At 41.1% G+C, this 12,985-nt stretch carries 9 protein-coding genes; 4 read left to right on the top strand and 5 right to left on the bottom strand.

Annotated elements, in window-relative coordinates; genetic code table 11:
* Window positions 1-22: 22 nt before the first annotated feature.
* The 3 genes from C5469_RS05165 to C5469_RS05155 all read left to right on the top strand — a co-directional run bounded on the left by C5469_RS05165 (window position 23) and on the right by C5469_RS05155 (window position 3,839).
* Complete coding sequence (locus C5469_RS05165; protein ID WP_166303271.1) at window positions 23-820, top strand: BPSS1780 family membrane protein; 798 nt, start codon at window positions 23-25, stop codon at window positions 818-820.
* A gap of 933 nt (window positions 821-1,753) precedes the next feature.
* Window positions 1,754-2,263: a DUF6622 family protein gene (locus C5469_RS05160; RefSeq protein WP_166303268.1), complete on the top strand. Its 510-nt coding sequence runs from the start codon at window positions 1,754-1,756 to the stop codon at window positions 2,261-2,263.
* A 775-nt stretch (window positions 2,264-3,038) separates the two neighbouring features.
* Window positions 3,039-3,839 carry a BPSS1780 family membrane protein gene (locus tag C5469_RS05155; RefSeq protein ID WP_242689401.1) on the top strand — a complete coding sequence of 267 codons (801 nt, stop codon included), beginning with the start codon at window positions 3,039-3,041 and terminating at the stop codon, window positions 3,837-3,839.
* Window positions 3,840-3,949: 110 nt separating this feature from the next.
* Here the strand turns inward: C5469_RS05155 and serS are convergent, their stop codons facing one another.
* The 5 genes from serS to lrp all read right to left on the bottom strand — a co-directional run bounded on the left by serS (window position 3,950) and on the right by lrp (window position 11,520).
* Window positions 3,950-5,239, bottom strand: a complete 1,290-nt coding sequence (gene serS / locus C5469_RS05150; protein WP_166303263.1) for a serine--tRNA ligase — start codon at window positions 5,237-5,239, stop codon at window positions 3,950-3,952.
* A gap of 104 nt (window positions 5,240-5,343) precedes the next feature.
* Window positions 5,344-6,687 (bottom strand): AAA family ATPase, encoded by a 1,344-nt coding sequence (locus C5469_RS05145; RefSeq protein WP_166303260.1) that lies wholly within the window; start codon window positions 6,685-6,687, stop codon window positions 5,344-5,346.
* Window positions 6,688-6,694: 7 nt separating this feature from the next.
* Window positions 6,695-7,306 (bottom strand): outer membrane lipoprotein periplasmic chaperone LolA, encoded by a 612-nt coding sequence (gene lolA / locus C5469_RS05140; protein WP_166303257.1) that lies wholly within the window; start codon window positions 7,304-7,306, stop codon window positions 6,695-6,697.
* 199 nt (window positions 7,307-7,505) lie between these two features.
* Complete coding sequence (locus tag C5469_RS05135; protein ID WP_166303254.1) at window positions 7,506-10,895, bottom strand: DNA translocase FtsK 4TM domain-containing protein; 3,390 nt, start codon at window positions 10,893-10,895, stop codon at window positions 7,506-7,508.
* A gap of 130 nt (window positions 10,896-11,025) precedes the next feature.
* Complete coding sequence (gene lrp, locus C5469_RS05130) at window positions 11,026-11,520, bottom strand: leucine-responsive transcriptional regulator Lrp (protein ID WP_011145896.1); 495 nt, start codon at window positions 11,518-11,520, stop codon at window positions 11,026-11,028.
* A 501-nt stretch (window positions 11,521-12,021) separates the two neighbouring features.
* Between lrp and trxB the strand changes: the two genes are divergently transcribed.
* On the top strand, window positions 12,022-12,984 hold the full coding sequence (gene trxB, locus C5469_RS05125; RefSeq protein WP_166303251.1) for a thioredoxin-disulfide reductase: 963 nt from the start codon (window positions 12,022-12,024) through the stop codon (window positions 12,982-12,984).
* Window position 12,985 lies beyond the last annotated feature (1 nt).

Genomic DNA, 12,985 nt, shown 5'->3' with positions numbered 1-12,985 from the left:
AACAAATAAATTGGAAAAATATATGGACAACCAAAACCTAAATTTGAATCCCAACACGATACCCGACGATAACCAGGATATATTTATTCCTGGCGGCCAATCCGTCAATAGCACAGAAGGTTTGAAATGGATTGGTCAGGCGTGGGAACTTGTCAAAAGTAAATGGGGTATGTGGATACTGCTCAGCATTATTTTCCTTGCTATTATAACCGCCTTACAGTTTATTCCTTTTCTCCAGATATTTGTTGGAATTCTTAATCCAGTATTTATCGGTGGCATTATTGCCGTGGGCGAAAAACAGAGAACTACCGGAGAATTTGAACTAGGGCTGTTATTCAGCGGGTTTCAGAAAAACTTTGTATCTCTGCTTAGCATCGGTGCTTTATTGTTTGGTATTATACTGCTTGGCGTTATTGCAATGTTTATCATCGGCGGTAGTGCAATAATTAATATCATGCTTGCCGGGCAAAATGCTTCAGCCGAGATACTCCAAATCGATCTCCCTGTATTACTTCTCTGCGTATTTGTTCTGCTGATTTTCTATCTCGTAGCTGCCGCATTTACCTGGTTTGCACCCGCATTAATCGTTATCCATAACTTAAAATTTGGCTCCGCCATATCAATGAGTCTGGAGGCTGTGAAAAAGAATTTATTGCCCGGTTTCTTATTCTTTACCACCTCTATAATCATTTTCATAATCTCGATAATGACTTTTGGTTTAGGTTTTCTAGTCTCTATGCCAATACTTTTAGCTAGCTATTATTCCTCTTACCGTAGTATTTTTATCAGTAAGGAGAAACCATCTTCTTTAATTGCCTAAAAAAATACACCCACTGCCTATTAAAAATTTCAGAAATTAATAACAGTTCCTACGTCCATTAAATAAGGCAAGGAAGCCTTATATTAACCAGATTAACAGAAAAAAAGAATAGATAAGTTTAAAAACATTAAGACCCATTAAAGAAATAGGCTTTGATTTTAATACCATTATATATCTGTTGCTTTTTTATTTTAAACCTAAAAATTTAAAGAAAAGAAAAAACGAGAAAACCTGAGTGTCAATTTAATAAAAACAGCCATTAGGTTCACAACAATTGTTTGACGAAAACCATTTGTTTAAATGAATATTTAATTAAAAAAATAATAAAAATAGCAGTATAGGAATATGGTTCTCTTCTTACTTGCATGTCCCTTTTTTAATGATCGTAAATGCCTTTTTATCTGTCATTAATTCAGCTATCCGCCAGTTAAGGGTTTTAAATACATTTTCGACAATACTATCCTTCCATCCATTTTACATTTACCTAATCTGCTATGAACATTTAAAAGCTTTAATACAGAGAGATTAAAGCTTTTATCACATAGATGGGTTTAACTATAAATACAACTTTTTATAAGGATAATTAATGATGAGACAATGAAACGTTGTGAAAAACCCGCTTTTTTAAGCTGAAAATCGGGTATCTTTCTTTCGGTCAGTTGTTTATAGGCCATAGTGTATTTTCCTGTAGTGGGAAAATGCCAACTATAGCAACTAACCGCTCTTCTAAAATTTTGCTTTTGTAATAAATGGAATCATAGGTTACATTCTAGTATTAAAGATACATTACCGTTTACTATCTTTAAGCATTATTGGTTCTCACCATACTTGTATCTAAACACTTACCATAAATAATGAGAAATTATTATAGAAAAAAAGCCAAACCACCTGAATGATAAATTTTCCATACGAAAAGACTAGCGAGGTAATAACATGTCACAATACGTTACTATTATAAAAGACTCGCCTATATGGGTCTGGATTTTGCTTGTGTTTCTTGTCATGAGAGGCATTAAAGCTCTCTCAGATCGTGAAATGCGTATAGAGCATATTTTCTTGCTGCCTACCGTATTTTTAGTCTGGGGAACACATAGTGTTCTCACAGAAACATACTTCTCAGATTTATCACTCATTATGATGGGAATAGGTCTGGTTTTCGGCATTACTATTGGTTGGATACTATGGAGATCACAGCCACGATTAAGAGAAAAACCTGACAGTACCTTAATTATTCGTCCTGGTACACCTTTGACATTGATAGTGATAATGATTACTTTTATAAGTAAATTTATTATGACGGCTTTATTAAGTCTTTCTCCAATGTTGCTACATTCATTACATTATAATTTGCTATTCGGCTTGGTAAGTGGTCTTCTTGATGGTGTTTTTTGGGGAGGAACCCTGAATCTTTTTATTTCATGGTATAAGCATAAAAACACATAACCAAAATCAACATTACCTTCGCAATGGTTCATTTTCCAATCGAAATATAGTAAGAAAACAAACCCAATATTATTTTCACAAAAGCGATTCTGAACACTCCGGTTACCAGAGAGATTACCATAGTATTTACAGTATGTTTGCCCATTTTCAATCAGGAGATTCGGACTTGCTTTTAGCCTTTTTCCAATGATATTTAGGCCAATAGTAACTGAACAATATCATCATCAACGCCAATGGGTGACCACAGAAAAAAATGAGATCATCAATGTTTAATCAAAAAATAAGAAAACTCTCGGAAAGTAAGAAATAAGAAAAAAATAGGTTTTGTTAACCCTTATATACCCCAGTAAAAAAGGATAAATTAGGATAATGATAGGTTAATCAGACAATCTATTTTTTCCACAGTGCCCGACTTTAATAATTTTTTTCAACCACAGGAAAAAACTTTTTCATAAAAAAATCAAATAGTCTATGATTAAAAATCAACATTGAAATATAAATATCAATTAAGTCACATGAGAGAAACTGCAATATATTACGTAAATAGCTTAGTGATTCATGTGATTATGAATCGCTTTGATAAAGTTAACAACACAAGTAACTTACCGATTAAAAATACATCAATAATTTCTCCTTAATTATGTCTATTTAATACTTGTCGATTAATAAAATTAATATATTATATTCGCCGGCTTTCTCAAGCTAGCTATAGCTTTTGAGATGCAGACAAAAACAAATTATTTAATATAAGTCAACAATTAAATTGGAAAAATTAATGGATAATCAAAACCTCAATTTTAATTCTAGCTCTATATCTAACAATAACGAGGTATTTATTCCAGGTGGTCAGTCCCTCCGTAGCGGAGAAGGTACAAAATGGATTGGTCAATCATGGGAACTGGTTAAAAGCAAATGGGGTATGTGGATACTACTTACCATTATCTATTTTGCCGTTATATCTGGTTTACAGTTTATTCCTTTTCTTGGGATACTTTCGGGAATCTTAGGTCCAGTATTTATTGGTGGAGTTATGGCTCTATGTGAAAAACAGAGAACTACTGGAGAATTCGAATTAGGATTGTTATTTAGCGGATTTCAGAAAAATTTTGCGTCGCTAATTGCCGTTGGGGCTTTATCATTTGGTATTATGCTCCTCGGATTTATCGCAACTTTTATCATCAGCGGTGGTATATTAACCAATATATTGTTAGCCAGCCAATATGGTGAACCTCCCGTTAACATTTACCAAAATGACCTGTCGCCATTATTTCTTGCTCTCCTTATTTTGTTTGTCTTCGGCCTCGTTGCCAGCGCTTTAGCTTGGTTTGCACCAGCGCTCATCGTTATCCATAATTTGAAATTTGGTGCTGCCGTATCAATGAGCCTGGAAGCCGTGAAAAAGAATTTATTACCCGGTTTCTTATTCTTTATTACCATTGGGGTAATATTCATAATCTCCATAATTCCTTTCGGTTTAGGGCTTTTAATCTCTATGCCTATTCTTTTAGCTAGTTATTACTCATCTTACCGTAGCATTTTTATTGGTAAGGAGAAATCATCGACTTTAGTTAGCTAAAAAATACATTTAGTATTTACTGAATCCAGTAATTTTATTTTCAGTAAATTTGTAATTAATAAAATAGATAGCAAAAAGCGCCGATTCGGCGCTTTTCATTAATACAATAATCAACCAATATATTCCAAACCACCCATATATGGACATAAGACTTTTGGAATTTCAATACGACCATCGGCTTGCTGATAGTTTTCCATAATAGCAACCAAGGTACGGCCAACAGCCAAACCAGAACCATTGAGGGTATGAAGCAATTGAGTCTTTTTATCTTCTTTACCACGGAAACGCGCTTGCATACGGCGAGCCTGGAAATCCCACATGTTAGAACAGGAAGAGATTTCACGATAAGCGTTTTGAGCCGGTAACCATACTTCCAGATCATAAGTTTTACATGCGCTAAAACCCATATCGCCAGTACATAGTAAAACTTTGCGATAGGGCAGATTCAGTAATTGCAATACTTTCTCTGCGTGGCCTGTCAGTTCTTCAAGGACATTCATTGATTCTTCAGGGTGAACAATCTGAACCAACTCAACTTTATCAAACTGATGCATACGAATCAGACCACGAGTATCACGACCATAAGAACCCGCTTCTGAACGGAAGCAAGGGGTATGAGCGGTCATTTTCAATGGTAATTCGCTTTCATCCAGAATTTCACCACGGACCAAGTTTGTTACCGGAACTTCAGCGGTTGGGATCAACGCGTAATAACTTTCTGTTTCTTCTTCCAGCGGCTTAGTATGGAAAAGGTCTTCACCAAATTTTGGCAACTGGCCCGTACCATATAAGGTTTCATGGTTAACCAGATAAGGAACGTAAGTTTCCAAATAGCCGTGCTGTTCTGTGTGAAGATTCAGCATAAATTGAGCCAAGGCACGATGTAGACGAGCAATCTGCCCTTTCATCACCACAAAGCGCGAACCGGTCAGTTTAACCGCGGCAGCAAAATCCAACCCATTTGCCAGCTCACCTAATGAAACATGATCTTTGATTTCAAAATCATATTTACGTGGCTCACCCCAGCGGCTCACTTCCAGATTATCATTCTCATCTTTACCTACCGGTACAGAGTCATCTGGCATGTTAGGGATACTTAAAGCCAGATCGCGGATTTCAGTCTGAAGTTTTTCCAGTTCGGATTTCGCTGTATCCAACTTTTCACCTAACTGGTTCACTTCCTGACGTAATGGATCAATATCTTCACCACGGGCTTTCGCTGCACCAATAGCTTTCGATCGAGAATTACGTTCTGCTTGCAGGGTTTCAGTTTCAACTTGTAAAACTTTGCGGCGCTCTTCTTGTTTGCGCAGCGTATCCACGTCAAGGGTATAACCCCTGCGAGCCAGTTTTTCGGCGACTGCGTCTAGCTCATTACGCAGTATGTTTGGATCGAGCATGCTAGTCCTGTACTTGTCGTTATTAAGATAGATGATATGAACAGGCCCACAAGTTAATGGGCCATAAGATATTTTTACCTGTCAACCTTACCGCAACAATAACGTTAGCGATAGCGTTTTATCGGGCTATTTTGATCCTGCTCTGCAAGCCAGACCAGTTTTTCACCTATCTTTCCCTCTAAGCCCCTATTTGACGGATGATAATAGCGGGTTTCCTGCATTTCAGAGGGAAAATAAACTTCACCAGCCGCATAAGCATTAGGTTCGTTATGAGCATAGCGATATTCCTCACCAAGCCCCATATCTTGCATCAGTTTTGTCGGTGCATTACGCAAATGTGCGGGAACATCGTAGTCAGGCTTTTCCCTTGCATCGGCCATCGCTGCTTTAAACGCGGTGTAAACAGCATTACTTTTCGGTGCACAGGCAAGATAAACAATCGCTTGAGCAATTGCCCTTTCACCTTCTGCTGGCCCAACACGAGTAAAACAATCCCATGCAGCAATAGCAACCTGCATTGCTCTGGGATCAGCGTTGCCAACATCTTCAGAAGCAATCGCTAATAAACGACGTGCAACATACAATGGATCACCACCGGCGGTAATAATCCGGGCATACCAGTAAAGCGCAGCGTCAGGTGCAGAACCACGTACAGATTTATGCAGCGCTGAAATCAAATCGTAATAACGATCGCCTTTATTATCAAAACGCGCACTGCGCTCTCCACCAACTTCGTTTAATAGTTCAGGTGTCAAAACCCTTTGCCCCTGAGTATTGGTTTCTGCCATATCCGCCATCATCTCCAGAAGGTTCAGTGAACGACGGGCATCACCAGCAACCAATTCCGCAATCATGTGACGGGTATTTTCAGGTAAAACGATATTCTGACCATGATAACCGTTATCTTTATCATTCATGGCCTGATTAAGGACCTGTTCAACTTCTTCCACGGTCAACGACTTAAGCAAATAAACACGCGCCCGTGAAAGTAATGCGGAATTCAGTTCAAAAGAGGGGTTTTCTGTCGTAGCACCGATAAAGGTGACCGTGCCATCTTCAATATGTGGCAGAAAAGCATCCTGTTGGCTTTTATTAAAACGATGCACTTCATCAACAAACAGAATAGTTCTCCGTCCTGCATTACGGTTCTGACGTGCTTTTTCAAGCGATTCACGTATTTCTTTAATGCCAGAAGTGACCGCAGATATCCGTTCAATATCAGCCTGTGCATAATGCCCAATAATTTCAGCTAATGTCGTTTTCCCGGTTCCCGGTGGCCCCCATAAAATCATGGAGTGCAATTGTCCCGCCCGGATAGCCCTTGGCAGTGGTTTCCCCTCAGCCAGTAAATGCTGCTGACCGATATATTGTTCTAATGTGACTGGCCGCATACGCGCGGCCAGTGGCTGGAATTCATTTTGTGAAAAATCGAGGGACAGATTGCTCACTTAAACCTCACTGGCGCTGATCATCCAACGTGACGCCTTTCGGTAGAGTAAAACTGAATTTTGCTGCGTCCACATAGGTGTTTTGCAGCCCTTTTAACTGATAAGCACTTTTTTGTCCATCCTGCTCAATAGCTGAGAATTTCTGGATAATGCCATCCGTCGTCACCGTAATAAAGAAGCGTTTCAGGTTGCCATTTGCATTATTCGGCGTCAGTTTAAAATCATCTCCTTTTTGAATGATTTTATATTGAGACCACTCTTTAGCATCGTTACGGGTAATCAGCATAAATGGGGTGTTTCCTGTTGCATCTTTCAACCAAGTGGCGGTTACCTGTTCAACAAATGGATTATAGAACCACAACGTTTCGCCATCCGATATCAAAACGCTTTCATCAGGTGATGTCATATGCCAGTTAAACAGGTTTGGGCGTTTAACCCACAATTGCCCTTCACCTTCCTGAATGGTTGCACCATCATTACTGGTTACTGTCTGAGTAAAACTGGCATGAAAACTACTTACTTTGCCCAAACGTTCCTGTAAATTCCGACTAGCATTTGCCCATACAGAAGTGACACTCATGCCAGCTATCAAACAACCCATCAACATCAACTTTTTCATGTAAGAGATACCTTTACTCAGCATTATTACCCGGTGTATTTATTATCGGAGCTTTCTATACCTGTTATCTTTCAAGTTGCCTCTTTGTTGGCTGCACTCACTCACCCCGGTCACATAGTTATCTATGCTCCCGGGGATTCGCTCCTTTGCCGTCGCGATGCATCTTGAAATCTATTAGGTATACATTCAAAATTAACTATCAGCGCTCATGCGGCGGCGGTGCCAATACTTCGCGATTGCCATTATGGCCAGGAGCACTGACAATCTGCTGTGCCTCCATCTGTTCGACAATCCGCGCAGCACGGTTATAACCAATACGGAACTGACGCTGTACACCAGAAATAGAAACCCGCCGTTTTTCAATAACGAATTCAACCGCCTGATCGAACAGTGCATCTAACTCTTCACCGCTATCCAAACCCAGACTACCTTCAGCATCATCACCGCCACTAAGAATGTTATCAATATATTCTGGACGGCCACGGGCTTTCCAATCATTTACCACTTCATGAACTTCTTGATCCCGTACAAATGCACCGTGAACACGCACCGGAATAGAAGAGTTTGGCGCCAGATAAAGCATGTCTCCCATGCCCAACAGAGATTCAGCCCCCCCCTGATCAAGGATCGTGCGAGAATCAATTTTGCTGGATACCGTAAAGGCGATACGGGTTGGTATATTTGCTTTAATCAGACCGGTAATAATATCGACAGATGGGCGTTGTGTTGCCAGCACTAAATGAATACCGGCAGCACGCGCTTTCTGCGCCAAGCGTGCAATTAGCTCTTCCACTTTTTTGCCAACCGTCATCATCAAGTCAGCAAATTCATCTACCATGACAACGATATACGGCTCTTTTTTTAGCACAGGATGAGTGGCATCCATACTGTCACCCGGTTTCCAGAATGGATCTGGAATTGGACGTCCCATCTCTTCAGCTTGTTTAACCTTTTCGTTATAACCTGCCAAGTTACGTACACCTAATGCAGACATCAGTTTATAACGGCGTTCCATCTCACCAACACACCAGCGTAGTGCATTAGCTGCATCTTTCATGTCGGTAACAACTTCAGTCAACAGATGTGGAATACCTTCATAAACTGACAATTCCAGCATTTTCGGGTCAATCATGATAAAGCGAACATCTTCCGGTTTTGCTTTATAGAGGATACTGAGGATCATGGCGTTGACACCAACAGATTTACCCGAACCGGTTGTACCCGCCACCAGCAAATGCGGCATTTTACCTAAATCAGCTACAACCGGCTGACCACCAATATCTTTACCTAATACAATTGTCAGTGGTGATGGGTTGTCACGGAATTTTTCGCAATCTAATACTTCACGCAAATAGACTGTCTGGCGTTTTTTATTCGGCAATTCTAAACCAACATAAGGTTTACCCGGAATTACTTCAACAATACGTACCGCTACCGCAGATAAAGAACGCGCAAGATCTCTTGATAAGTTGGAAATACGTGATGCTTTAACACCCGGAGCCAGATCCAATTCAAACCGAGTGATCACTGGGCCTGGCGAGAAACCCACCACATCAGCTTTAACCCGATAGTCACTCAGACGCACTTCAATTAAACGAGCCGTTTGCTCAAGGGCAAACATATCAACCGGCTCCTCTTCTGCCAAAGGGCTGGCTAATAGATCGAGTGAAGGCATTGGCGTCGTTGGCTTTGGCAACGGCTGATCATTACGGATCAAAAATGGATGGAACAAGCTATCCTGCTGCGGTTGCTGCGGTTGCTGCGGTTGCTGCGGTTGCTGCGGTTGCTGCGGTTGCTGCGGTTGCTGCGGTTGCTGCGGTTGCTGCGGTTGCTGCGGTTGCTGCACAACAGTGTGCTCTGGCGCTGGCATAAAAGTAATTTCTGTGGATAGTTCGGATTTATTTTCTGGCTCTGATTGAACAGAAGACATAAATAACGGCTCTGCCGACTCTTTTTTCACTAAATCTTCAATTGGTGAGAAATTATCAAAGTTAGACAAACTTTCCAGAACAGCGTTCTCTTTTTCCCCCTGATAGTTCTGTTCCTGATAACGCTCACGCTGCTGCGGCTCAACTGCCCGTTTAACAATTTCTGTCTGAACCTTCTCTTCCACTGAAGGCTGATTTTTTGGTTCAAACGGGTTCAGCATTATTTGAGATTCAATTGGAACATCTTCCTCTGTACCCGCAGGCATGCGATAACGTTCGCTCTGCTGTTCAAGAAACTGTTGACGCAATAACTCTTCTTGCTGCTTATCAGACTCAGCATTATCCCATTCATCTACCTGCTGTCTGGTCTCTTCTTCACGCTGTTGCTGCTCTGCAAGACGCTGTGAAGGCACTTTGATGCCATATAGTTCACGACGGGTTGGAATACGGACAGGATTAGGACGAGGCAACTCTGGCCCGATCCCCTGCTTAACCTGAGAATTGCCTGTAATAACCGCTGCCGATGTCGCCGCTACTGCAACCTCTTTTGGCTCGGTTTCCGACATAAAAGTGAATGTGTCACTACTGCTTTGTCTGTTTTCAATATGGTTTTGCTTGTTTTCAACCGGCTCAAATGTCGGAACCACGTCAACAGCCCGTTCAGATGCGGGTTGAAAATTATGCTCAAAAGGAATTTCAAATATGTAACGAATCGGTTCGTCATCATTTTTTTCATATTCTTCTGTTAATGACCGGGACTCTACAGCAATATCGGATGCATTGACCTGAATTTTAGGTTCAGCATCAATGTCAGCCATATTAACGGCTGGAATATCAAGTTGCGGCTTTTGTTCAATTTCCGCTTTCTCTGATTCCGGTTCATTTAATTCAGCTTTTGCTAATTCCGTGGCTGAAGGTGCAGTAAACAACACATCATCATGATCGATATCAGCCACTTTAAATTCTGGTTCTGTTTTGCCATAAACAGAGCTGTCCTGCTCAATAGCGGTTTCACTATATGATGACGTATATTCTTGTTCATTACGGCTACGGTTGGTCACAAATCCTATTGTCCCCAGAATAACAGCCCCGGTTTTTTCCGCAATAGTCAACCACGACCAGCCGGTAAATAGCGTAAATCCAATTGCCCAAATACACAGTAATACCAGTGTCGCGCCCAGCTCATTAAACCAAGGCAACATAGCACTACTAAACAGGCTGCCAATAATGCCACCAGAGGCAAAATAATGAAGATCATCAACATTCAATGCCGCTAATCCACATGAAGTCAGAACGATTGCCAATGCCCCAATTACACGCAGAGCAAGCACAAAGAAATCGACATATTCTCGGTCATCATGTTGTATGAAAGCAGTCCAACAACCCAATATCATCAATGGAGGAATGGTGTAAGACAAAATACCAAATGCAGAAAACAGAGTATCAGCCAGCCATGCACCAACACCTCCCCCCAAATTATGAACCGGCTCATGCCATGCAGTCTGAGACCAACTGGGATCAGAAGGGTTAAAACTGATAAGTGCGACCATCAGATAAGCCACAAGGATAACAATGACAAGCAGCACAGCTTCTAACAACCTGCGCCCACTACTCAGTCTCTTCAACTTAATATTTTTATCTTCTGTATATTCCTGGCTCAAGAAAGGCTCTCCAGGTTTCCTGTTGATTTAACGGAACAACGCCGAGATAGCTCAGCGTTGAAACTGTATGCATAAACAGGAGTGTACCTAAGTTCTTCCAGTTTTGCATCTGTACATTTTTGGCAAGATCTCAGCGAGTCTTAATGACCAAACGGTTACTCTGCTTCACTTCTTCCATCACAACATATGTGCGGGTGTCATTAACACCTGGCAGACGTAGCAAAGTTTCGCCCAGTAACTTACGATACGCTGACATGTCCGGTACACGGGTTTTCAATAAGTAATCGAAATCACCGGAAACTAAATGACACTCCTGAATCTCTTCCAATTTCTGCACAGCAGCATTGAATTGTTCAAAAACATCTGGAGCACCACGGTTCAAGGTAATTTCAACAAATACCAACAATGATGCATCCAAATAATGAGGATTTAGCAACGCGGTGTAGCCAGTAATAAATCCCTGACGTTCCAAGCGACGTACACGCTCCAAACAAGGTGTTGGTGACAACCCTACCCGTTTAGACAGTTCTACGTTAGAAATTCTACCATCTTTCTGCAACTCATTGAGTATATTACGATCTATACGATCAAGATCTTTTCCCGGACGCTTTTTATTATCTATCATCTTAATGATCTCTCTTTATTTTCCTACACCCATAACATTTTCCCCTATCTCTCTTGAGTTTGAGTTGGAAAAGATGTCCTAAATTAAAGCCCGCCCTATCACAGTCATGTAGCTCACAGGCCATTTTTTTAGTGCTATACCGAGGATTATCCGCATGTCAATTTGTCGATTTTTATAGAAACGAATTTAGCGAAGTGGATAATTATCTCTTACAGTGATGTTTTCGCAAATGCACAGCCGATTGTCAAAGTAAATGAACAAAAATCAGAACAACCTGTGGAACAAATTTTCAGTTAATCGTTTCAATAGCCTACCATTGATTAAAAAGAAGCAAATCAAATTCAAACCGCATTAAAAGAACACTTTTCTCAGGTTAAAATCATTATTAGTTAATATCTATCGGTAAAATCGTTAGTAACATGAGTATTTTAGCTTTTTTTACCCTCCTATTTCTCCTACAATCGCCCGATATATGATGTGATAAATGGAAATGAGGTATTCATGAGCACCGCCCACCACAAACTCATTATTCTTGGCTCCGGCCCGGCCGGTTATACGGCCGCGGTTTATGCTGCCCGGGCAAACTTAAATCCAGCTCTTATTACCGGAATAGAAAAAGGCGGCCAGTTGACTACCACCACTGAAGTCGAGAACTGGCCAGGTGATCCTGAAGGTCTGACCGGCCCTGGGTTAATGGAACGTATGCACCAGCATGCCGAAAAATTCCAGACCGAAATCATTTTTGACCATATTCAAAAAGTTGATTTGCAAAACCGACCTTTCCGCCTTTATGGTGATGAACAAGAATATACCTGTGACGCATTGATTATCGCAACAGGTGCTTCTGCACGTTATCTTGGTCTGCCTTCTGAAGACGCATTTAAAGGCCGCGGTATTTCAGCCTGCGCAACCTGCGATGGTTTCTTTTATCGTAACCAGAAAGTTGCCGTTGTCGGCGGCGGTAATACCGCTGTAGAAGAAGCCTTATACCTGGCTAATATTGCATCAGAAGTTCATCTAATTCATCGCCGGGATACATTCCGCTCAGAAAAGATCTTGATTAGCCGTCTGATGGATAAAGTAAAAAACGGCAATATCGTCTTGCACACCGATCGTACTCTGGATGAAGTTCTTGGTGATGATATGGGTGTTACCGGTGTTCGCCTGCGCGATACCAAAAGCGACACAACAGAAGAATTAGCCGTTACCGGTACATTCATTGCTATCGGGCATACTCCCAACACAGCTATCTTTGAAGGCCAATTAGAACTGGATAATGGTTACATTCAAGTGCAATCTGGTTTACAGGGTAACGCCACTCAAACCTCAATTCCCGGTGTATTTGCCGCCGGTGATGTGATGGACCACACCTATCGTCAGGCAATTACATCTGCCGGTACGGGTTGTATGGCTGCCCTTGATGCAGAACGTTTCCTGGATGAGCTGGCAACTAAATCTAAATAAA

Origin of the sequence: Photorhabdus cinerea, from assembly GCF_011189575.1 — a bacterium.
GTDB classification, from domain to species: Bacteria; Pseudomonadota; Gammaproteobacteria; order Enterobacterales; family Enterobacteriaceae; genus Photorhabdus; species Photorhabdus cinerea.
Note: the sequence above shows the minus strand (reverse complement) of the source record. Positions and strands in the feature narration are given on the sequence as shown.